The 21,392-nt window shown below is 69.3% G+C and carries 19 protein-coding genes; 11 read left to right on the forward strand and 8 right to left on the reverse strand.

Annotated features, from left to right (window positions below; translation table 11 throughout):
- Positions 1-129: 129 nt before the first annotated feature.
- Complete coding sequence (locus BC793_RS05300) at positions 130-2,454, reverse strand: IPT/TIG domain-containing protein (RefSeq protein ID WP_109589738.1); 2,325 nt, start codon at positions 2,452-2,454, stop codon at positions 130-132.
- A 453-nt stretch (positions 2,455-2,907) separates the two neighbouring features.
- On the opposite strand from BC793_RS05300, the gene BC793_RS05305 reads away from it, so the two are divergent.
- From BC793_RS05305 to BC793_RS05325, 5 genes are all read left to right on the forward strand, one after another.
- Positions 2,908-3,198 (forward strand): DUF1540 domain-containing protein, encoded by a 291-nt coding sequence (locus tag BC793_RS05305; RefSeq protein ID WP_109589740.1) that lies wholly within the window; start codon positions 2,908-2,910, stop codon positions 3,196-3,198.
- A 167-nt stretch (positions 3,199-3,365) separates the two neighbouring features.
- Positions 3,366-4,115, forward strand: coding sequence for an NUDIX hydrolase (locus BC793_RS05310; protein ID WP_109589742.1), 750 nt, complete (start codon positions 3,366-3,368; stop codon positions 4,113-4,115).
- Complete coding sequence (locus BC793_RS05315) at positions 4,112-5,074, forward strand: hypothetical protein (RefSeq protein WP_239169646.1); 963 nt, start codon at positions 4,112-4,114, stop codon at positions 5,072-5,074. Before BC793_RS05310 ends, BC793_RS05315 begins: the two co-directional genes overlap by 4 nt.
- Before the next feature lie 10 nt (positions 5,075-5,084).
- Entirely contained in the window at positions 5,085-6,041 is a 957-nt protein-coding gene (locus BC793_RS05320) for a hypothetical protein (RefSeq protein WP_109589744.1), read from the forward strand.
- On the forward strand, positions 6,038-7,228 hold the full coding sequence (locus tag BC793_RS05325) for an adenylosuccinate synthetase (RefSeq protein ID WP_109589746.1): 1,191 nt from the start codon (positions 6,038-6,040) through the stop codon (positions 7,226-7,228). The genes BC793_RS05320 and BC793_RS05325 overlap by 4 nt, the downstream gene beginning before the upstream one ends.
- Before the next feature lie 12 nt (positions 7,229-7,240).
- On the opposite strand, the gene BC793_RS05330 is transcribed toward BC793_RS05325, so the two are convergent.
- Positions 7,241-7,675: a nitroreductase family deazaflavin-dependent oxidoreductase gene (locus BC793_RS05330; RefSeq protein ID WP_109590372.1), complete on the reverse strand. Its 435-nt coding sequence runs from the start codon at positions 7,673-7,675 to the stop codon at positions 7,241-7,243.
- Between the two features lie 122 nt (positions 7,676-7,797).
- On the opposite strand from BC793_RS05330, the gene BC793_RS05335 reads away from it, so the two are divergent.
- From BC793_RS05335 to BC793_RS05345, 3 genes are read left to right on the forward strand one after another with little or no spacing between them, the layout of a single operon-like run.
- Positions 7,798-9,540, forward strand: a complete 1,743-nt coding sequence (locus BC793_RS05335) for a S8 family serine peptidase (protein WP_146246190.1) — start codon at positions 7,798-7,800, stop codon at positions 9,538-9,540.
- Between the two features lie 46 nt (positions 9,541-9,586).
- Positions 9,587-10,186, forward strand: coding sequence for a sulfite oxidase-like oxidoreductase (locus tag BC793_RS05340; RefSeq protein ID WP_109589748.1), 600 nt, complete (start codon positions 9,587-9,589; stop codon positions 10,184-10,186).
- Between the two features lie 8 nt (positions 10,187-10,194).
- The gene (locus BC793_RS05345; protein WP_203896004.1) at positions 10,195-10,899 is read left to right on the forward strand and encodes a ferredoxin reductase; all 705 of its coding nucleotides are present in this window, start codon (positions 10,195-10,197) and stop codon (positions 10,897-10,899) included.
- Positions 10,900-11,058: 159 nt separating this feature from the next.
- Here the strand turns inward: BC793_RS05345 and BC793_RS05350 are convergent, their stop codons facing one another.
- The 5 genes from BC793_RS05350 to BC793_RS05370 are packed head-to-tail and all read right to left on the reverse strand — an operon-like array spanning position 11,059 to position 18,101.
- Positions 11,059-13,089, reverse strand: coding sequence for an alpha-galactosidase (locus BC793_RS05350; RefSeq protein ID WP_109589752.1), 2,031 nt, complete (start codon positions 13,087-13,089; stop codon positions 11,059-11,061).
- A complete protein-coding gene (locus BC793_RS05355; protein WP_109589754.1) occupies positions 13,086-14,402 on the reverse strand; it encodes an ABC transporter substrate-binding protein in 1,317 nt (438 codons plus the stop codon). Before BC793_RS05355 ends, BC793_RS05350 begins: the two co-directional genes overlap by 4 nt.
- A 38-nt stretch (positions 14,403-14,440) precedes the next feature.
- On the reverse strand, positions 14,441-15,238 hold the full coding sequence (locus tag BC793_RS05360) for a carbohydrate ABC transporter permease (RefSeq protein WP_109590374.1): 798 nt from the start codon (positions 15,236-15,238) through the stop codon (positions 14,441-14,443).
- Between the two features lie 32 nt (positions 15,239-15,270).
- On the reverse strand, positions 15,271-16,134 hold the full coding sequence (locus BC793_RS05365; protein WP_109589756.1) for a carbohydrate ABC transporter permease: 864 nt from the start codon (positions 16,132-16,134) through the stop codon (positions 15,271-15,273).
- A complete protein-coding gene (locus BC793_RS05370; RefSeq protein WP_170167200.1) occupies positions 16,131-18,101 on the reverse strand; it encodes a beta-galactosidase in 1,971 nt (656 codons plus the stop codon). The genes BC793_RS05365 and BC793_RS05370 overlap by 4 nt, the downstream gene beginning before the upstream one ends.
- A 135-nt stretch (positions 18,102-18,236) precedes the next feature.
- On the opposite strand from BC793_RS05370, the gene BC793_RS05375 reads away from it, so the two are divergent.
- A complete protein-coding gene (locus tag BC793_RS05375) occupies positions 18,237-19,256 on the forward strand; it encodes a LacI family DNA-binding transcriptional regulator (protein WP_109589760.1) in 1,020 nt (339 codons plus the stop codon).
- 220 nt (positions 19,257-19,476) lie between these two features.
- On the opposite strand, the gene BC793_RS05380 is transcribed toward BC793_RS05375, so the two are convergent.
- Complete coding sequence (locus tag BC793_RS05380; protein WP_109589762.1) at positions 19,477-19,851, reverse strand: hypothetical protein; 375 nt, start codon at positions 19,849-19,851, stop codon at positions 19,477-19,479.
- Between the two features lie 252 nt (positions 19,852-20,103).
- On the opposite strand from BC793_RS05380, the gene BC793_RS05385 reads away from it, so the two are divergent.
- Both BC793_RS05385 and BC793_RS05390 read left to right on the forward strand, forming a co-directional pair.
- Complete coding sequence (locus tag BC793_RS05385) at positions 20,104-20,877, forward strand: SGNH/GDSL hydrolase family protein (protein WP_109589764.1); 774 nt, start codon at positions 20,104-20,106, stop codon at positions 20,875-20,877.
- Between the two features lie 147 nt (positions 20,878-21,024).
- On the forward strand, positions 21,025-21,324 hold the full coding sequence (locus BC793_RS05390) for a PLDc N-terminal domain-containing protein (protein ID WP_109589766.1): 300 nt from the start codon (positions 21,025-21,027) through the stop codon (positions 21,322-21,324).
- The last annotated feature ends 68 nt before the right edge of the window (positions 21,325-21,392 follow it).

Consider the following 21,392-nt stretch of genomic DNA (forward strand, 5'->3'; position numbering starts at 1 on the left):
AGTACGTAAGATACTCATATGTCAGACAATCCTGTTCAACGGCCCTGATACGTCCATGAGGGAGCAATAAAAAACCGTGCGGTGACCCGGAGCGTGCGCTCCGGGCCACCGCACGGGTGGCACTTGTCGTCAGAAAGCGGCGACGGTGAAGGTGGAGGAACTCGAGATCTGGCTCTTCACGTAGTTCGGGTCATTGACCACCGCATTGAGGGCGGCATTGCTCACGTATTGCAGGTTGTAAGCCCCTTCCGGAACGGGGACCGTGGTGCCGATGATGACAGCGGGGGTCGGTGTGGCCGCGTCGCCACCAGACGCGTTACCACCCATGACGATGTTCGCGCCGGCACCGGTCGGTGCATTGCTCAACAGCCTGGCCGTCGTGATGTGGCTACCGATGATGTACTTGTTCTGATCGGCAGCGAGGAACGTACCCGTGGCGGCCACCAGGGCAGCGGACGCGCTACTCGTTGCGGTCACGGTGACGGGACGGGTGATCGGGGACGCGAGCACGGTCTCGGCTCCCGCCGCAGTGACCCCCGTGGCGGCATTCGACATGATCGCCTTGGTCCCACTGATCACATCGGTGATGACCGTTCCCACCGGAATGGTGGCATGCCCCGGCTCGATGACGGACTTGCCGACATCCGAGGCGGTGAATGCGGGGCTACCGTCGCCGGTGAGCAGTCGGCTACCGGCCGCCGTGACGAAGCCGTAACCCGGCGTCGGCGCCACGGCGGACATGAGAGCGGTACCGACCGCGTCGAGCCGCGTCGTCAGGTCCAGCCTGCAGATCACCTCGGTGTCGCTGAGCACCAGCACCTTGTTGCAGTCGGCAACCGGCGGATTCGCCCTGGCCGGGCTGCCGCCGGGGTCGACGTCGGTGGAGTTGTAGCTTCCCTTGACCAGGAAAATGTGCGCCCCAGTGGTCAGGGTGTTGTCCCATGGCGCGCTTTCGAAGCCCACACCCCGGACGACCACTTCGACGACCCGGTTGTTGGGCGCCGTGTTGGGGGTCGCGATCAGCGAGCTGGTGTAGGAGAAGGCGTTGAGCAGGGTGGCCGAACCGCCGGCGGTGGTGACGACCAGCGAGACGTTGTTGGCGGGGGCATGCCGGGGCACGCGGGCCGTGAACGCATTACCGCTCAACACCGTGATCTCGGTCAGCGGCGTACCACCGAGCGTCGCGGTGATGGCGCCCGGCTCGGTGGGGAACGCCGTGCCGGTGACCGTGACGGTGCTACCACCCAGTGCCGCACCGGCTCTGGGAGAGATGCCGGTCACGGTCTGGATCGTCGTCACCTTGTAGGGGTTGGACGCCACCAGGTCGGACGACGCGGCGTTGTCGCTGTCCGTGGTGCCGGCGTAGATGCACAGATTCCACATGACGGACGAACCGCTGCCGACAGCCGTGTTCATCGCGTCCTGGTCGGCATAGAGGTTCGCCGGCACGCTGGTGGCCAACCGGGTGTTGGACAGCTTCCGGATGAAGTCGGGTCCGACCACCTTGTCGTTGGTGGCGTCGTCGTCGTCGTAGTCGGTCGGGCATGCCGCGTCCTTGGTGAACAGCACACCCGGGTCGTCGACGCCGGCCAGGAACTGGTTCGGAGAGGTGACGTTGATGCTGTTGCCACCCTGCCACGGGCCTGTGCTCTGGCTCAGGGCCAGTTGGGAGGCGGTGTAGACGGATCCGGAGATGAACGGGGCGGTGCTGCCCACGCCGTTGTAGAAGCACAGGTTGTACTTCGTCGGGACGGCGGTCGTGGAGGTCACGCTGGCCGGCACGACGACACTCGCGGCGGCGTCACCGGTCCTGGTGACCGTGGCCGCGACGCCGGCAGCCGGTGCACCATAGGTCGTCGGACAGTTGTCCGTGACGAACTGTGCGCCGATGGTCGCGACACCGGTGAACACATTGGTCGCGGTGGTGATACCGACGGTGTTGCCCCCACCGGTCAGACCCACGGCCGGGTTCAGCGCCGGAACCGTTCCCACGTAGAACGAGTAGCCGTTCTGGTTGCCCTGCCGGGCGGTGGTGTCATCGTCATAGAAACAGGCCACGTACCTCTTGGCCTGACCGTTGGTACCCGCCGTGGCACCGGCGGGCGAGTCGAACGACACCGTATCGGTCACGTCACTGGACGTGACCCCGGTCTGGGTCGCGGCCAGGACGGTGGCCGACGCCACCGGCAGCGTGCTGGCACAGACCGGGGCGACGGTACCGGGTGCAGTAAGGACGAACACCCGGTTCGCGGTGGTGTTCGAACCGGTGGTGAGGGTGACGCCGTCGGTGTCGACGACGGTGACCCTCCCGCCGACACCCACCACCGGAGGACTCACCGTGACAGCGGCGAACGCCGCCGACGGGGCCACCAGCAGAGCGGCACCGACCGCCCCCGTGGTCAACCCGGCGGCCGCCGCCACCCGGGCTTTGGAGCGTGACTTGGACTTACGCATGCGAGGTCCTCCTACGGGTCCCCATGGACCACGTCGCTGGATTGCTGGGCCCAGACGCACGGGTGAACCGTCGCGGGCCGTCTCGCCCGAAGCGTAACGATCCGTGGAGGTTGAGTAGCCTAGAGCAGGAAACATCCTCATATGTCGGACGATTGCCTATTCCGGGTCTCGCGTGGGGACGTGCCGTCCGGAAAGACGGCCCTCGGCCGCAGCCACGTCGATGGATCCGCCCCGCATCCACGACAAGACACCGGCAATCCGAGAATTCGTCGACGGGCTTACTCACACCAATTGATTAAGTAAGCCTTGCCTAACCGATTAGCTCATTTTCGCGAACCCTGCCCGACGAATTAGTCGATTCTCGAGAATGCCGGCCGGATAAAGGTGTGCGACTCGCAGAATCGGTTATGTTCGCAACGGACAGACCTAGCCGCTGACCGAAGGAGAACCGTCGTGACCCAGATGATGGGCATGCCCCGTGTGCAGACCTGCACCGTCACCGACTGTGGATACAACCATGACGGATGCACGGCGTTCGCGATCACGATCAGTGAGATGAACTCGGCCTGTGACACGTTCGCGGGGTCTGGGCTCACCGGCGGCATGGGGGTCGCCACCGCTCAGGTGGGCGCCTGCAAGCGCGCCGACTGTACGTACAACAAGGATCTGGAGTGTCAGGCTCCGGCCATTACGGTGGGCGCCTCCGCCGATAAGGCGGACTGCCTCACCTACCAGCACTCCTGACCGAATCCGGCCATTGATCCCGCCCCCACGCGAGGGGGCGGGATTTCTCGTCTCCGCAGCAGGGTGCCGGTAAGCGGTTGACACCGGGACCCACCCGCGCTAGGTTCACCTCAGATCGAGTAAGACTCAACTTGAGAAACACTCACAGCGAGAAGGATGGCGCGGCGATGGATGAGGCGAGCTTCCTGGCGGGATACGACCCGCGGGACTACCCGGCGGTCGCGGTGACCGTCGACGTGGTGGCGCTGACCATCCGCGACGGGCGGCTCTGTGTGCTGCTGGTCGAGCGCGGCGCACAGCCGTTCGCCGGCCGGCGCGCACTGCCCGGCGGGTTCGCCCGGGACGAGCCGCTCGACGCCGCGGCGATCCGGGAGCTGAGCGAGGAGACCGGCCTGACGCCCGGCGAAGGGCATCTGGAGCGGGTTCATCTCGAACAGCTGAAGACGTACGGCGACCCGGGCCGCGACCCCCGCATGCGGGTCGTGTCCGTCGCCTACCTGGCGTTCGCCCCGAGTCTGCCCGAGCCGACCGCCGGCAGTGACGCCGCCCGCGCCTACTGGGTGCCGGTGGAGGAGGCGACGGATCTGGCCTTCGACCACGACGAGGTGCTGGCCGACGGTCTGGAGCGGGCCCGGTCGAAGCTGGAGTACACGCCGTCGGCGACCGCGTTCGTGGGCACCGAGTTCACGATCGGGGAGCTGCGGCAGGTTTATGCGGCGGTGTGGGGCGAGGAACTGCACGCCGGAAACTTCCACCGCAAGGTGCTGTCGGTCCCGGGGTTCGTGGAGAGCACCGGCGAGACGACGGCACGGGGCGGGGAACGGGGCGGGCCGAAGGCGAAGCTGTACCGGGCCGGTGACGCCCGGCTGCTGCATCCGGCTCTGCTCCGGCCGACCAGGGAGGATCGGGTGCGATGAGCGGATCTCAGGGGGCGGCCCTACGGGAGGCCGGCGGTTCGAGGGGGACGGCCGGCCACCCGACCTTCGAGGAGGCGGTGGCCCGGATCAAGGCGGCCCGGAGCTTCCAGGATCTGACCGAGTCGGAGAACGGCGCGGGTAGGGCGTACCGGAGATGGGCGAAGTTGATCCACCCGGACACGGTGGGGGCGCAACGGCGCGCCACCGCGACGGACGCCTTCGCGACGCTCTCGGCTCTCTACAAGGCGCGCGAGAAGAGCGACTGGCGCACGAACCCGTGGGGCAGCGGCGACGTCGCCGAGCTGTATGTCGACGGCGACCGGCTGATCAAGGTGCCGCGCTCCCCCGCCGACAACGACCTGATGGAGACCGAGGCGACCGCGCTGCGGAAGCTGTGGACGGACGGCGACCCGCGGTTCCGTCCCTACGCGCCGCGCCTGATCGAGACCTTCGTCCACGAGGACGACCAGCGTCGCCGCAGGTGGGTCAACGTGCTGGAACGCCAGCGCGGCATGGGCAGCCTGGCGGAGATCAAGGGCGATCTGGGGGTACGGGACGCGGCCTGGATCTGGCGCCGGCTGCTGATCGCGATCGGCTGGGCGCACCGGGCCGGCGTGGTCCACGGGGCGGTTCTGCCCGAGCACGTACTGATCCATCCGGGCCGGCGCGGCCTGGTTCTCGTCGACTGGTGCTATGCGGGACATCGACCTGCGGCGATAGTGAAAGCGAGGGAGGACCACTATCCGCCGGAGGTGCGCCACGACCGGACCGCTGGACCCGCCACCGACATCTACATGGCGACGGTGCTGATGACGCGGCTGATGGGCTCGCGGATGCCCGTCCCGCTGCGGCGGTTCGCCGCCGGCTGCACCTATGACGCGCCGCGGATGCGGCCGCAGGACGCCTGGGCCCTGTTGGGCGAACTCGACGACATCATCCCCCGGCAGTACCGGAACTGAGGAGCACATCATGGGAAGCGGACACTGGTCGACCGATGTCTACACGGCGGCCGCCGGCTACCGGGCGGCGTCCGGGAAGAGCGCGTTCGACTACAGCGACTCGGGCGCGCGGACGGTCCACCCGGACCTCGACCCGGACGGGGTGTTCATGCGGGAGAGCCGGGACAGCGGGGAGCACCCGTTCAGTACGCCGATCGCGGTGCTGTTCGACGTGACCGGCTCGATGGGCAATGTGCCGCGGGTGCTGCAGACGAAACTGCCGCAGCTGCTGGGCCTGCTCACCCGGAAGAACTACGCGGTCGACCCGCAGATCATGTTCGGGGCGATCGGCGACGCCACCTGCGACCGGGCGCCGCTGCAGATGGGGCAGTTCGAGTCGGACAACCGGATGGACGAGGACCTCGCGAGGATCGTCCTGGAGGGCGGCGGCGGAGGCCAGAAACACGAGTCGTACGAGCTGGCGCTCTACTTCATGGCCCGGCACACGATCCTCGACTCGATGGTCAACCGGGGGCGCAAGGGTTACCTGTTCATCATCGGCGACGAGATGCCGTACCCGCGGGTGAAGCCGCGCGAGGTGAAGGCCGTGATCGGTGACGTCCTGCCCGAGCCGATCCCGACCGAGGACATCCTGGCGGAGCTGAAGCGCAAGTTCGAGGTCTACTACATCCTGCCGACGGCGGCGCACCACAGTGGCGACAAGGAGGTGCTGTCGCGGTGGCGCAAGCTGCTCGGCCAGAACGTCCTGGAACTCGACGATCTGGACGCGGTGTGCGAGACGATCGCGCTGACGGTCGGCCTGGGTGAGGACGCGATCGACCTGGACGAGGGCATCGCGGACCTGACCGACGTGGGCTCGCGGGCCGGCGGCTCGGTGGGGCGGGCGCTGGCGCCGTTGCAACGGACCGCGGTGGTGCGCTCGACGTTCGAGATCGCCGGCGGCCCGGGCGGAAACCAGAGACTGTGAACGGGCACGTCGCGGTGGTCGACCTGGGGTACGGCGACGCCGGCAAGGGCACGGTGGTCGACTTCCTCTGCGCTCAGGGTGGTGTGAAGAGTGTGCTGCGCTTCAACGGGGGTGCGCAGGCCGCCCACAACGTGACCACCGAGACCGGGCGCCACCACACGTTCGCCCAGTTCGGGTCGGGCACGCTGCGGGGCGTGCCGACCCACCTCACCCGCTTCATGGTGGTCGACCCGCTGGCCCTGGCCGGTGAGGCGGCCGCGCTCGGCAATCCGTTCCACCTGCTCACGGTGGACGGGAACGCGCTGCTCGCCACTCCGTGGCATCGCGCCGCGAACCGGCGGCGGGAGACCCGGCGGGGCGAGGAACGGCACGGTTCGTGTGGCATGGGCGTGGGCGAGACGATGGCGTACGCGCAGACGCACCCCGATGCTCCCCGGGTGGGGGACGTGCTCTCACCGCCGCGGCTGCGGCAACGGCTGGCGGCGGTGCGGGCCGCCCTGGGCGACTGCGGCATCCCGGTCGACGACGTGGTGGAGGCGTTCACCTCGTTCGGGGAGGCCGTCCGGATCGTCGGCTCGGCGTACACCGAGGAGTTGCTCGCCTCGGGCCCGTGTGTGTTCGAGGGGGCGCAGGGTGTGCTGCTGGACGAGTGGCGTGGCTGGCATCCGCACACCACGTGGTCGACGACGACGTTCGACAACGTCGCCGCCCTGTGCCCGGACTTCCTGCGGCTCGGTGTGGTCCGCACCTACACCACCCGGCACGGCGCCGGCCCGTTCGTGACCGAGGATCCGTCGCTCTACCTGCCGGAACGGCACAACGGCCACGACGCGTGGCAGGGCGCGTTCCGGACCGGCCACTTCGACGCGGTCGCCCACCGGTACGCGGTGGAGGTCGCCGGTGGTGTCGACGCCCTGGCGGTCACCCACCTGGACGTCCCGGACCGCTGCCCCGGCCTGCGCATCGTCGACTCCTACCGGGTGGGCGACGAGGACTGGGACCGGATCGAGCCGGGCCCCGCCCGCGACCTGGACCACCAGGAGGCGCTGGGCGCCCGGCTCACCGAGGCGCGCCCCGGACGGGGGACACGGCCGGACGACTGGTCGGCGGCGATCTCCACCCGTCTGGGCGCTCCGGTGGTACTCGAATCGTGGGGACCGCTCTCCTCGGACAAGAAGCTCCGATAGGGAGCCGGGCGGTCAGGCCCGGGTCAGCAGGAAGAGCGGGATGAGACGGTCGGTCTTCTTCGTGTACTCCTCGTACTGCGGGAAGGCGGCGACCGCCCGTTCCCACCACACCTCCCGCTCCTCACCGGAGAGTTCCCGGGCGGTGTAGTCCTGCTTCACCTCGCCGTCCTGAAGCTCGACGTGCGGATTGTTGCGCAGGTTGTAGACCCACACCGGATTCTTCGGTGCCCCGCCGAGCGAACCGACGACCACGTACTCACCGTCGTGCTCGACCCGCATCAGCGGGGTCTTGCGCAGCAGGCCGCTCTTCGCACCGACCGAGGTCAGTACGATGATCGGCTTTCCCATGATGTCGTTGGCCTCGGCACCGCCGGTGGCCTCGTACTTCTCTGCCTGCTCGCGCGCCCAGTCAGAAGTGCTGGGGGCGTACTCACCCGTCAACGGCATGATCCCGATCCTACGCACCCGAACCGCACCCCGCCGGACCCCGGAACGCACTTCAGTCACCGCACCTTTATCGCCAGGGCCGGCCACGGATGGGTAGGCCCACCGACGGAAGGTGCAACCACATGCGGAAGACGGCGCGGCGGAACGTTCTCAGCGGCGGAGTCGTGGCGGTCACCGCCGCGGCACTCGGAGCTTTCGCGCTGCCCGCCGGTGGCCAGGCCGCCGGCCCGGTCCCGGTCGGCCCCGCCCTCCCGGCGACCGTCTCCGCAGCCCAGCCGGTCCGGATCGTGACGACCTCCCTGGACTCGACCGGCCGCCCGGTCTACGCGGTCCGCGAGGCCACCAGCAGGGTGTCCGCCGAGCGGATCATCTCGTCCGCCCGCAGGACCGCCGGCACGGTCAGTGTCGAGATCGACCGCAAGGTACGCGCCCTGGACGTGCCGGAGGGTGACGACACCTACCGCGAGTACCAGTGGGACCTCGACAAGATCAGTGTCCCGGACGCCTGGGAGCAGAGCACCGGCACCGACGTGGTGGTCGCGGTCATCGACACCGGCGTGGACGGTAATCACCCCGACCTCGCCGGCAACGTCCTGGCCGGGTACGACGCGATCGACGACACCGAGGGCGGCGACTCGGACGGCAACGGGCACGGCACCCACGTGGCCGGCACCGTCGCCGCGGTCACCGGCAACGGCGAGGGCATCGCCGGTGTCGCCCCGGACGCCCGGATCCTGCCGGTCAAGGTGCTCGACGCCGACGGCACCGGCTGGACCTCGGACACCGCGGAGGGCATCGTCTGGGCGGTCGACAACGGCGCCCAGGTGATCAACCTGTCGCTCGGTGCGGACAGCTCCACCGAGGCCGAGGAGGCCGCGGTCGCCTACGCGATCGAGAACGGCGTCACGGTCGTCGCGGCGGCCGGCAACGAGCGCGAGGTGGGCAGCCCGACCAGCTACCCGGCCGCCTACGACGGGGTCGTCGCGGTCGCCGCCACCGACGCCGACGACGAGATCGCCGAGTACTCCAACCGGGGCGACTACGTGGACGTGGCCGCGCCCGGCAGCGGCATCCTCAGCACCTATCCGGGCGATCTGAGCGAGGACGGCAGCGAGTACGCCGAGCTCGACGGCACCTCGATGGCGGCGCCGCACGTGGCCGCGGTGGCCGCGCTGATCAAGGCGAGCCTGCCGGACATCACTGCGGACGGCATTCAGAACGCTCTGGAGGAGTCGGCCGTCGACCTCGGCGACGACGGCTTCGACCCGGACTTCGGGCACGGGCGGATCGACGCGGCCGCGGCCGTCGAGGCGGCTGCCGGCGGCGGAGGTGGTGGCGACGAGCGCGTCACGCCGGAGCTGGCCACCGACTCGGGTGGACTGGTCTCCTACGGCAGCGGCACCGAGACCACGTTCCAGGTGAGCGCCGACGGCGAGTCCCTGGCCGGTCTGGAGGCCGAGGCCTGCGTGTCGGTCGCCGGCGGGAAGTGGAACTGCGACACGACCGAGTCCGACGAGGACGGCGTCTACTCCGTCGAGCACACCGCGACCGGCGCCTTCCAGGTCCGCCTGACCGTCACCGAGTCGGACACCGTCGAGTCGGTGTCCGAGACCGCCGGATACACCGTCCGCGCGAGCGTCTCGGCGAAGAAGTCGGCCAAGGGCACACTCACGGTGAAGGCGGGCGGCGCCGCCGGGCAGAAGATGACCCTGCAGCGCAAGTCCGGCAGCTCGTGGAAGAACGTCAAGACCTACCCGGTCAAGTCCAGCACCACGATCTCCCGCCTGGCCGGTGGAAGCTACCGCGTCGTGGTGGCCGCGACGAAGACGGTCCAGGGCGTGACCAGCGGCACGGTCAAGCTCTGACCTCGGCGATACCGGCGATCACCCGGGTGGGGTTTACTCGTACCCCATGAGCATCATCTCCCGGGGTTTCGGCGGGCGGCGGCGAGAGCCGTCGCCCGCCCTGCCGCCCGGTCAGTACCTTGCGCACGACTTCCCGGTCCTCTCCGCCGGCCCGACTCCCCGGGTCCCGCAGGAGCGCTGGAAGTTCACGATCGTCACCGAGACCGGTGAGAAGCACACGTGGGACTGGGCGGCGTTCACCGCCCTGCCGGCCGAGGAGATCACGGTCGACATCCACTGCGTCACCAAGTGGTCGAAACTCGGCACCTCCTGGAAGGGCGTCTCCCTCGACACCCTCTTCGAGGACGTGGAGACCGCCGGCGACTACGTGATGGTGCACAGCTACGGCGGCTACACCACGAACGTACCCCTCGAGGACCTGCTCGACGGCAAGGCCTGGATCGCGTACGAGTACGACGGCGAGCCCCTGCACCCCGAGCACGGCGGGCCGGCCCGGCTGCTCATCCCCCACCTGTACTTCTGGAAGTCCGCGAAGTGGGTGGACGGGCTCCGGATGATGCACGAGGACGAACCGGGGTTCTGGGAGGACGCCGGATACCACATGTATGGGGACCCGTGGCGCGAGCAGCGGTATCACGGCGACTGACCTGGCGGGTGGCCACGGTCCGGTCCGCGCACTGGGAGACGGGCTCGGCCCGGACCCTCGCGCTGGACATCCCGGACTGGCCGGGTCACCTGCCGGGTCAGCACATCGACATCCGCCTGACGGCCGAGGACGGCTATCAGGCCCAGCGCAGCTACTCCATCGCGTCGGCCGGTCCGGGCGCGGTCGAGATCAGTGTGCAGCGCCTCGAGGACGGTGAGGTGTCGCCCTACCTCGCCGACGTCGTCGAGACCGGTGACCAGATCGAGGTCCGCGGTCCGGTCGGCGGCTGGTTCGTGTGGCGGTCCGAGTCCACGGCTCCGGTGACGCTGGTGGCCGGCGGGTCCGGGATAGTGCCGCTGATGGCGATGATCCGGGCACGCGGTCTGGCGGCGGGCCGCCAGCCGTTCCGGTTGATCTATTCGGTACGAACTCCCGGCGACGTCCTCTATGCCGACGAACTGCGCCGTCGCGCCCGTGAGGACGCGGGCCTCGACGTGCACTTCGTCTACACGCGCGCGGTTCCCGACGGCTGGCCGGTTCCGCCGGGCCGGATCGGCGTGGCCACGCTCAACACCCACGGGTGGCCGCCCGACTTCGAGCCGGACTGCTTCGTCTGCGGCCCGACCACGTTCGTCGAGACGGCCGCCGACATCCTGGTCGCTCTCGGCCACGACCCGAAACGCATCCGTACCGAACGCTTCGGCGGCGCCTGACCCCGGGGTTGTCGGCTGGTTCCCACCGCTGTCTCAGCACGCGCGAGACAGCGGTGGGAACCAGCCGCAGGCTTTCGGCCGGCTCCGCCGGCCGGAACGGGCGGCTGGTCGTCACCGCTGCCTCAACGGCGTTGAGACAGCGGTGGGAACCAGCCGGTGTCAGGACAGTTCGAGCAGCAGAGCCTGTTCGGGGGTCAGGAGCGGAGCGGGCAGCCCCAGCTCGGTCAGGACCCGGCCGGGCAGCATGATCCCGCCGGCCGCCAGCCACGGGGGCGGGGCGTCCTGCATGGTGCGGGGCGGGACCCCGATCGGGCGGACCGTGTAGGAGCGGTCCGGGTCGAGGCCGGGGAAACGGATCGGCGGCGGCAGGGCGGCGGCCGGCGTACCGAGGGTGACCAGGGCGTACACGGCGTGGGTGCGGTCCTGGGCGACGACACCGTGCAGCAGGTGTGCCGGGTCGGGCGAGTCCGCGCGGACCACCCGGCCGGAGTGCAGCAGCGGGCGCAGGCGCTTGTGCTCGGCGATCCACGCGGCGATGCCGGCCTTCTCGGCGGGCGACGCGGCGGTCAGGTTCCACTCGATGCCGGCACTTCCGAACAGGGCCGTCGCCAGCCGGAAGCCGAGGGCCGAGGTACGGCCGGTGACGTGCGCCGTTCCCGCCCCCAGGTGGCCGCCCAGGTATTCGGGCGGGATCAGGACCCCGGTCCAGCGCTGGATCGACTGCCGGTCGAGCGGGTCGTTGGTGTCCGACGTCCAGAACCGGTCGACCAGCGGAAGGATGCCCAGGTCGATGCGGGCCCCGCCGGAGGCGCAACTCTCGATCTCCACGTGCGGGAACGCCTGCTTGAGCGCGGCGAGCAGCCGGTACAGGGCGCGGGTCTGTCGGTGCGCGACGCCCGGGGTGAGCAGGTCGCGGTTGTGGTCCCACTTGAGGAACGCGATCGGGTACTCGGTGAGCAGGGCGGTCAGGCGGTCGAGCAGGTAGTCGTAGGCCCTGGTCAGGTCCAGGGACCGCTGCCAGCGCCAGGTCGGCCCGCTGTCCAGGATCCAGTCGGGGTGTGCCGTGGCCAGCCTCGAGTCGGGGCTGATCATCTCCGGCTCGACCCACAGCCCGAACTCCATGCCGTGGGCGTGCACGCGGGAGATCAGCGGGTGCAGGCCCTGTGGCCAGACGGCGTCGTCGACGAACCAGTCGCCGAGGGCGCGCCGGTCGTCGCGGCGACCCGTGAACCAGCCGTCGTCCAGGACGAACCGTTCCACTCCGACCTCGGCGGCGGCGTCGGCCAGCTGACCGAGAACGGTCAGGTCGTGGTTGAAGTAGACGGCTTCCCAGGTGTTCAGGACGACCGGGCGCGGCTTCCTCAGGTGCGAGCTCGCGCGGATCCACGGGTGCAGGCGGTCGGAGAGTCCGTCGAGACCGGCGTCGGAGAAGACCGCGACCAGCCACGGCGTCTCGTAGGACTCGCCGGGCGCGAGACGGATCTCGCCGGGGGCCGTCAGTTCGCCGGCGCCCAGGACGCTGCAGCCGAGGGCGGAACGTTCGGCCCAGATCCGCTTGTCGCCGCTCCAGGCCAGGTGGACGGCCCACACCCGGCCGGTCCGGAAGCCGAAACCGGGCGTGCCGGCGACCATCAGGAACGCGTCGTCGTGGCCGGGGCGGCCGTGGCGGCTCTCCCGGCTCCAGATGCCGTGCCGGAGCGGGGCGCGCTGCGGGCTGCGCTCGTGCGACCAGAGGCCGGTGAAGTCGAGCAGCTCGGACGCCTCGGCCGGGATCGGCAGCAGGACGTCCAGGTTCGGCAGGACGAACTCGTCGTGACCACGGTTGGTGAACCGGTGCCGCACCCGCAGGACGCCCTGCCCGGTCAGCTCCAGCTCCGTGACGACCTTTTGCGTGGCGTCGGGGCTCGCGGACCGTATCACTGCCGTTTGTTCATGCAGGTGGGTCTCGACGGTCCGGAAACCGTGACCGGACTCGATCGCCGGACGACCGCTCCATCCCTCGGCGAGGGACGGCAGAAGCGACAACCGCAGGGGTACGTCGATCGAGCTCGGCGGCACCGCGGGCGTGAAGAGCCCGTCCGGTGGATCGAGATCGCCCAGGTCGGGACCCCAGTGCGTGATGTACGCAGCATCACCGCGGGTGTCGAGCACGAGGCTGACACCCGCGGCGCGCAGGTGGAACACGGTCACTCGGCCACCGGGATGGACTGGGACTTCAGGGTGGCGACGGTCTTGGTCTGCGCGGTCTTGAGCGCGTCGGCCAGGGTGCCGGTGCCGGAGACGACGGCCTTGAAACCGTCCGAGGCGGTGGCGTAGGTGTCGGTCATCGTCGGTCCCCAGACGAAGTCGGGCGAGACCTGGGTGGAGGCCGTCGCGAAGACATCGTAGATCTTCTGGCCGCCGTAGAACTCGACTCCCTCGGACAGCGCCGGAAGCTTGGCACCGGTCTTGGTCGCCGGGTAGAGCTGCGCCTCCTTGTTCAGCGCGGTCAGCGCCTCCTCCGAGGTGTTCAGCCAGAGGACGAACTTCGCGGCCTCGTACGGGTGCTTCGAGCCCTTGAAGACCGCGGTGGACGACCCGCCCCAGTTACCGGCGACGGTGCCACCGGCGGTCCACTGCGGCATCGGGGCGACCGCCCACTTACCGGAGGTGTCCGGCGCGCCGGACTTGATGGAGTTGGCGCCCCACACCGCGGAGACCCAGGTCCACGCCTGGCCGGTGTTGTAGGCGTTGTCCCACTCGGTGGTCCACGGCGGGACGGCCGAGACGAGCTTCTTGGTGATCAGGTCCTGCCAGTAGTTCGCGACCTTGGTGGTGGCCTCGTCGGAGAAGTTCACCGTCCACTTGGTCCCGTCGTTGGCGAACCAGCGGCCGCCCGCCTGCCAGGACAGACCGGCGAACTGGCTGATGTCGCTCTGCGAGAAGTTGGTGATGTAGCCGCCGGCCGCCTTCACCTTCTCGGCCGCGGCGGCGTACTCCTCCCAGGTGGTGGGCACCGGGATGTTGTTCTTCTCGAACAGGTCCTTGCGGTAGAACAGGCCCATCGGGCCGGTGTCCTGCGGGATGCCGTAGACCGCGTTCTGCTCACCGAAGGAGACCTGGCCCCAGGTCCAGTCGACGAACTGGTCCTTGGCGGCGGTCACCTCGGCGCAGTCGGCCAGGTTGGTCAGGCCGTCCTGGACGCGGAAGCTGGGCAGCGCGTCGTACTCGATGTGGCCCAGGTCGGGGGCGTTGCCGGCCTTGAGCTGGTTGAAGAAGTTGGCGTAGGTGCCACCGTTGCCGTTCGGGCCGGTCTGCACCTTGACCTGGATGTTCGGGTTCTTGTCGTTCCAGAGCTTCACCACGTTCTCGATCCCGGGGATCCAGGTGGTGTAGGTCAGGGTGACCGGGCCGGACGACGGGGCGCAGGCCGCCGCCCCGGTCGTGGTCTCCTCCGCGTCGCCGCCGGACGAGCAGGCGGTCAGTGCCAGTGCCGAAGCCAGGGCGATGCTGAGCGATCGCATGGGTGGACGCACGTTGATCCTCATTCTCATTGAAGGGGTTACTTGATGGCGCCGGAGCCGAGGCCGTTGCGCCAGAAGCGCTGCAGGATCAGGAAGGCGATCACCAGCGGGACGATCGAGACGAGAGCGCCGGTGAGCACGAGCATCCGCAGCTCGGGGATCTGGTTGACCTGGGTGTTCCAGGAGTAGAGACCGAGCGTGACCGGGAAGAGCTTCTCCTCGCCGAGCATGATCAGCGGGAGCAGGAAGTTGTTCCAGACGGCCACGAAGTGGAACAGGAAGATCGTCACCAGGGCCGGGAACATCAGCCTGGTGGAGATCGTGAAGAAGGTACGGATCTCGCCCGAGCCGTCCAGGCGGGCGGCCTCGAGAAGCTCGTCCGGGACGCTGGCGGTGGCGTAGATCCGGGCCAGGTAGACCCCGAACGGGTTCACCAGGCTGGGCAGGAAGACCGACCAGAAGGTGTTCGTCGCCTCGAACTGGCTGAAGATCAGGAACAGCGGCAGGGCGAGCGCCGTGGCCGGCACGAGGACCCCGCTGAGGACCACGTTGAAGATCGCCTCCCGGCCGGGGAAACGGTACTTGGCCAGGGCGTATCCGCACATGGCGGCCAGTAGCGTGCCGAGCAGGGCGGCGCCGCCGGTGTAGAGGACGCTGTTCAGCATCCAGCGCAGGAACACCCCGTCGCGGTAGGCGAACAGCTCCCTGAGGTTGTCCACCAGCGAGAAGTCGGCGAACCAGAGCGGGGCCGTGTTGGTGAACTGCCCACGGGACTTGGAGGCCGCGACCAGCAGCCACCAGATGGGGACCAGGAAGTACAGCGTCGCGGCACCCATGACCAGCGTGGGAGCCAGCCGGTTGACGTTCTTCACTTGTCCCCTCCACGCTGGGTGACCTTCAGGAAGGCGAAGGACAGCACGCACGTCGCCAGCGCCAGGACCACCGAGAAGGCCGCCGCCAGGTTGAAGTTCGGGATGGACGAGGTGGAATAGACCGTCAGGTTCGGCGTGTACGTGCTGGTCACCGCGGAACTGAAGGTGCGGAACACGGCCGGCTCGGCGAGCAGCTGGAGCGTGCCGATGATCGAGAAGACGGTGGTCAGCACGATGGCCGGCATCACCAGGGGGATCTTGATGGACCAGGCGGTACGGATCGCGCCGGCGCCGTCGATCTTCGCCGCCTCGTACACCTCCTGCGGGATCGCCAGCAGCGAGGAGTAGATGATCAGCATGTTGTAGCCGACGTACACCCAGGTCACGACGTTCGCCATAGACCAGAGCACCAGGTCGGCGTCGAGCAGGTCGACGGCGCTCGTGACCGCGGTGAACGGCGACAGGTTCGGTGAGTAGAGGAAGCCCCACATGATCGCGGCGACCACCCCGGGCACGGCGTAGGGCACGAAGAACGCCAGCCGGAAGAAGCGCCTCCCCTTGACCAGGCCCGAGTCCAGCAGCAGGGCGAAGATCAGGGCCAGGCCCAGCATCACCGGCACCTGCACGATCCCGAACAGCAGCACCCGGCCGATCGACTCCCAGAACGGGCCGTCGGTGAAGACCCGCTGATACTGGTCGAGACCGCCGAACACCTCCGTGGCCTTACCGAACGTGCCCTTGCGCTCGACCTTGTAGAGCGACTGCTTAATCGCGTACAGGATCGGGGCCAGGTAGAACGCCGCGAACAGCAGAACGAACGGAAGGATGAAGAAGGTCAGCGCCTTCCACTTGCCTTTCACCGGATCTCCTCCCGCACGACCGCTACGCCGCCGCCCTGCACTGTCAGCACGCCGTCGACGCTCTCCCCGGTGACCAGGTCGTGGCCCCGGGCGGGATGCTCGACGGGCTCCGTGCCGTGGTTGATGACGAAGAGGTAGCTGCGGTCGCCGGCCCGGCGACGCACGACCTCTGTGTCCGATTTATCCGACATGACACCCGTGGCCTCGCGGAGTACATCGGACATGTCCGTCTTTGTAGCTACGTACCAGGCGGTCCCGTCACCGTGCTGGTTCCGCGTGATCGCCGGGATGCCGGCCATCGGGCCGTTCTCGTAGGTTGCGATCACCGACGCCGTCGTGGTGCGCAGCCGCTCGGTCCAGAGCGTGCCGATCGCGCCGTTGCTCAGTGCCACCTCGGCGCCGGGCAGCAACGGGGCGAACTCCTCGGCCAGCACACCGAGCACGTCCCGGAACGCACCCGGGTAACCGCCGAGCCGGATCCGGTCCCGCTCGTCGACGATGCCGCTGAAGTAGGTGACCACCAGCCGGCCGCCGGCGGACACGTAGTCGGCGATCGCCTGCGCGTCGGTGTCACTGACCATGTAGAGGCCGGGGACCACGACGAGCCGGTAGCGGCTCAGGTCGGCATCCGGGGCGACCACGTCGGTGGTCACGCCCAGGTCCCGCAGTGCCGCGTGGGCCGAGTGCACCTGGTCGAGGTAGGTGACCGCCTGCGACGGCCGGGCCTCACCCTCGGCCGACCACCACGACTCCCAGCTGAAGAGCAGGGCCACGTCGGCCTCGACCTCGGTGCCGGCCACCTCGCCGATCCGGTCCAGCGTCTCGGACAGCTTGAGCACCTCACGCCAGGCGACCGTGTCGGTGCCGGCGTGCGGCAGCATCGCCGAGTGGAACTTCTCGGCGCCCTGGGCCGAGGCCCGCCACTGGAAGAAGCAGACCGAGTCCGCGCCGCGGGCCACGTGCGTCAGCGAATTGCGGATCATCTCGCCGGGCACCTTGGTGACGTTGTGCGGCTGCCAGTTGACCGCACCGGCCGCCTGCTCCATCAGCATCCACGGGCGGCCGCCGGCCAGGCCGCGGGTCAGGTCGGCGGCGAAGGACAGCTCCGCCACCGGATCGCCGAGGCGGTGGTCCAGGTAGTGGTCGTTGGCGATGACGTCCATCTCCGGCGCCCAGGACCAGTAGTCAAGGTTGCGGATGTGGGCGGTGACCATGAAGTTCGTGGTGACCGGGACGTCCGAGCGGGCCCGCAGCAGAGCCGCCTCGGCCCGGTAGTAGCCGAGCAGCTCGTCGGAGCTGAACCGCTGGAAGTCGATCAGCTGGGCCGGGTTGCGCAGGGAGAGCGCGAGACGGGGCGGCTGGATGTCCGACCAGTCGGAGTAGCGCTGGCTCCAGAAGGAGGTGCCCCACGCCTCGTTCAGCGTCTCGATCTTGCGGTAGCGCGAGCGCAGCCAGGTCCGGAACGCGTCGGCGCTGGTCTCGCAGTAGCACAGGGCGTTGTGGCAGCCCAGCTCGTTGGAGACGTGCCAGAGCGCCAGGGCGGGGTGGCTGCCGTACCGGTCGGCGACCCGTCCGACCAGGTCGAGGGCGCGCTCCCGGAAGACCGGGGAGCTCGGGCACCAGGCCTGGCGGCCACCCGGGAAGCGGGTGGTGCCGTCCGCGGCGACCGGCAGCGTCTCCGGGTGGCGGCTGCTCAACCACGGCGGCGGCGACGAGGTGCCGGTACCCAGGTTGATCTTGATGCCGTGCGCGTGCAGCAGCTCGATGACCTCGTCGAGGTCGTCGAACCGGTACTCGCCGGGACTCGGTTCGAGGTTGGACCAGCCGAAGATGTTGACGGCGACCAGGTCGACCCCGGCCCGCCGCATCAGGGCGGCGTCCTCGCGCCAGACGTCCGGCGACCACTGTTCGGGGTTGTAGTCGCAGCCCAGGCTGATGCCCGGGACCGGCATACGCACGCTTTTCATAGAACTCCTGGTCAAGGAATGTGTGCACGTGCACACATTTCCGTGAGCCTAAACGGCGGTTACGGATGTGTGAACGTGCACACAGTAGGACTGGCCTGCGGAGAGGTCAATAGGCCGGCGGTTACTGTTGACCTCATGTCCCGGCCCCAGCCTCACAAGCGCGCCACCGTGCACGACATCGCGGCCGCGGCCGGCATGTCCCGGGGCACCGTCAGCCGCGTCCTGAACGGCGGATACGTCTCCGCCGAGGCACGAGCCGCCATCGAGACGGCGATGAGCGATCTTGGTTACGTACCGAACAACGCGGCACGAGCCCTGAAGATGCGCAGGTCGCAGGCGGTCGCGTTCGTCGCGCTGGAGCCGCACTCTCTCTTCCTCGACGATCCGAACATCGGCTCGATCATGCTCGGCGCCAACGCCGCCCTGTCCCTGGCCGATCACCAGATGGTCAGCCTCGTCGTCGAGTCGGCCCGCGACACCGAGCGCGTCGCCCGCTACCTCAGCGGCGGTTTCGTCGACGGCGCCATCGTCGTCTCGGCCCGGACGAAAGACCCGATCATCCGGGTGATCAGCGACCTGTCACTGCCGGCCGCGTTCGTCGGCCACCCACCCGACCTCGATCAGAACATCCCCTTCGTCGGAATAGACAACGTCGGCTCGGCCCGCGCCATCACCGAGCACCTGGCCACCGGCGGCCGCCGCCGGATCGGCATGATCGCCGCCGCCCTCGACCGCGACTCCGGCATCGACCGCCTGGCCGGCTTCCGCGCCGCCCTCGGCCCGCTCTTCGACGCCGACCTGGTCGCCGACGTGCCGCACTACGACTACGGCTCCGGCGTCAAGGGCATGCGCGACCTGCTCGAACGCGACCCGTCCATCGACGGCGTCTTCGCCGCGTCCGACGCCATCGCGGCCGGCGCCCTCGAAGCACTGCGCGACGCCGGGCGCAGCGTCCCCGGCGACGTCGGCGTCGTCGGCTTCGACGACAGCACGTGGGCGGTCCGCTGCCAGCCCCAGCTCACCACGGTCCACCAGCCGGCCAAGGAGATCGGGTCGTGCGCGGCCCAGCTCATCCTGCGGCAGTTGCGCGGCGAGCACCCCGATCCGGGCGGCCAGCTCCTGCCCACCCCGCTGGTCCTCCGCGACTCCGCCTGACGGCGAGATCCAACCCCCGCTTCGGTACGGGACAGGCCGTCCTCGCCGAAATCACGCCGCCCCCGGGCCACCGCGCGCGGCAGGCGGCACTCGAGGCCGCAGCGCGACCGCCGGGCGTATGCGGTGGTTCCCCGGCTGGTCCTCACCGCTGTCTCAGCGCTGCTGAGACAGCGGTGGGAGCCAGCCGAGATGCGCCGCGACGGCACGGCGTCGGCCGGGATCAGCCGCGGCGGCCGCGGAAGAGTTGGGTGAGGGACGGGGCCGGGGGCGGCGGGACCGGGCGGTGGACGGGCGGGGGCTTGGAACGGCCGATCGGACGGTCGTAGTCGGCGGTGGCGATCGCGTCGACGGCCTGGTCGTCGGTGAAGTCCTCGGAGCCCGGGATGGAGTCGACGAAGCCGACGAGCACGCCGTCGCGCATGACCTGCGCCTTGAGGGCGGCACTGCCGTCGTCACCCCAGAGCGCCTCGCGGCCGTCGGGCAGCACGATGCGGACCGCATAGCCGGAGCGCCCGGCACTCGGCAGTTTCAGATGGGCGAACACGCTGCGCGCCCGCAGTGCCCCGACCAGTCGGCGGGCCCGGCTCTCTTGCATGATCCGACGCTAGCTCGCATCCCTGGAAGCACGCTGAAGATCAGCTCGACGCGCCGGGACGAGTCCGAACAGGTCCGCACAGAGCTGTACACGAAACATGACCTTGCGTGATATCCCCAGGTCACATCGATACATGTTACTACTTCTTAACAGGAATTTCACCGGATTCCTTTTCTCGGACACCCGGCCTACTGTGCGGTAACCGAAGCGCTTCGGTCCCCGGATCCCCACGTGGAGCATCGGAGGCCCTCGATGAGAATCGCCAGCGTTCTCGTCACTTCGTCCGTCCTGAGCCTCGTCCTCGCCGCACCCGCTCACGCGGCGAGCAGCATCGACTACGTCGCCCTCGGCGACTCCTACTCCTCCGGCGTCGGCGCGCCCGGCCAATCCGGTACCTGCCTGCGCAGCAAGAACAGCTACGCGGGCAAGTGGGCCGCCGCCAACAGCCCCGCGTCCTTCCAGTTCCTCGCCTGCGGCGGCGCCGTCACCGACGACGTCCGCACCCGTCAGGTGCCGGCCATGAACGCCGGCGCCGACCTGATCAGCATCACCATCGGCGGCAACGACGCCGGCTTCGCGCCGACCATCGTCACCTGCCTGACGTCGAGTGACTCGGCGTGCGCCGCCAAGGTCAACGAGGGCAAGGCGTACGTGGCCGGCACCCTCCCCGGCAAACTGGACGCCACCTACGCGGCGATCCGGGCGAAGGCACCGGGCGCCCGGGTGGTGGTGCTCGGCTACCCGCTGATCTTCGACACCTCGTCGCTGCTCTGCGAGATGAGCACCGCCAAACGGCGCTCGATCAACGACGGCGCCCGCGTCCTCAACGAGATGATCAAGCAGCGTGCCGAGGCGGCCGGATTCGTCTGGTCCGACGTACGCGACGAGTTCACCGGCCACGGTGTCTGCTCGTCCCGGCCGTGGCTCAACGGGCTCACCATCATCCCGCCGCAGAACTCCTACCACCCCAACAGCAGCGGCTACACCAGCGGATACCTGCCCGCCCTCTCCGGTTCGGCAGCCTGACCGGCGCGGCCCGCCGACCCCACCCGGCCGGCGGGCCGACCCGTACCCTCGCCTGCCCGACCGTCGCCCTCCGCGGCAGGCGGAAGCAACCCATCGGCACCGGGAAGCGGACCGGCCCCGCCGCCCAGAGCCGCCATCGTCTTCGTCATGGCCCGCCTGAACACGCTGCTCTTCCTCGTCGTCGTCGCGCTCGCCGTGGTGGCGTTGATCGACTGTCTCCTCACCGAGCGGTCCCGGTTGCAGTCGTTCCCACGCGGCGCCTGGACCGTGCTCATCCTGCTGTGCCCGGTCTTCGGCCCGGTCGCCTGGTTCCGGGCTGGCCGCGCCGCCCCGGCCGGCGCCCCCACCCTCGCCGGCGCATCGGTCCCGGCCACGACCGCGCCGAAGGGCCCGGACGACGACCCGGAGTTCCTCGACCGGCTCGCCGAGGCCATCCGCAACCCCTGACACCCGGCTGGCTCCTGCCGCTGTCTCGGGCCGCTCGAGACGACGGTGACAACCAGCCCCGCACCCTC

Origin of the sequence: Actinoplanes xinjiangensis, from assembly GCF_003148685.1 — a bacterium.
In the GTDB taxonomy this organism is placed as follows: domain Bacteria; phylum Actinomycetota; class Actinomycetes; order Mycobacteriales; family Micromonosporaceae; genus Actinoplanes; species Actinoplanes xinjiangensis.

Excerpts from the sequence above, each read along its gene's own strand:
- BC793_RS05310 (WP_109589742.1), top strand. The coding sequence starts at position 3,366 with ATGGATGAGGCGAGCTTCCTGGCGGGATACGACCCGCGGGACTACCCG.
- BC793_RS05390 (WP_109589766.1), top strand. The coding sequence starts at position 21,025 with ATGGCCCGCCTGAACACGCTGCTCTTCCTCGTCGTCGTCGCGCTCGCC.
- BC793_RS05335 (WP_146246190.1), top strand. The coding sequence starts at position 7,798 with ATGCGGAAGACGGCGCGGCGGAACGTTCTCAGCGGCGGAGTCGTGGCG.
- BC793_RS05355 (WP_109589754.1), bottom strand. The coding sequence starts at position 14,402 with ATGCGATCGCTCAGCATCGCCCTGGCTTCGGCACTGGCACTGACCGCC.
- BC793_RS05385 (WP_109589764.1), top strand. The coding sequence starts at position 20,104 with ATGAGAATCGCCAGCGTTCTCGTCACTTCGTCCGTCCTGAGCCTCGTC.
- BC793_RS05340 (WP_109589748.1), top strand. The coding sequence starts at position 9,587 with ATGAGCATCATCTCCCGGGGTTTCGGCGGGCGGCGGCGAGAGCCGTCG.
- BC793_RS05370 (WP_170167200.1), bottom strand. The coding sequence starts at position 18,101 with ATGAAAAGCGTGCGTATGCCGGTCCCGGGCATCAGCCTGGGCTGCGAC.
- BC793_RS05300 (WP_109589738.1), bottom strand. The coding sequence starts at position 2,454 with ATGCGTAAGTCCAAGTCACGCTCCAAAGCCCGGGTGGCGGCGGCCGCC.
- BC793_RS05375 (WP_109589760.1), top strand. The coding sequence starts at position 18,237 with ATGTCCCGGCCCCAGCCTCACAAGCGCGCCACCGTGCACGACATCGCG.
- BC793_RS05320 (WP_109589744.1), top strand. The coding sequence starts at position 5,085 with ATGGGAAGCGGACACTGGTCGACCGATGTCTACACGGCGGCCGCCGGC.
- BC793_RS05380 (WP_109589762.1), bottom strand. The coding sequence starts at position 19,851 with ATGCAAGAGAGCCGGGCCCGCCGACTGGTCGGGGCACTGCGGGCGCGC.
- BC793_RS05330 (WP_109590372.1), bottom strand. The coding sequence starts at position 7,675 with ATGCCGTTGACGGGTGAGTACGCCCCCAGCACTTCTGACTGGGCGCGC.
- BC793_RS05360 (WP_109590374.1), bottom strand. The coding sequence starts at position 15,238 with ATGGGTGCCGCGACGCTGTACTTCCTGGTCCCCATCTGGTGGCTGCTG.
- BC793_RS05315 (WP_239169646.1), top strand. The coding sequence starts at position 4,112 with ATGAGCGGATCTCAGGGGGCGGCCCTACGGGAGGCCGGCGGTTCGAGG.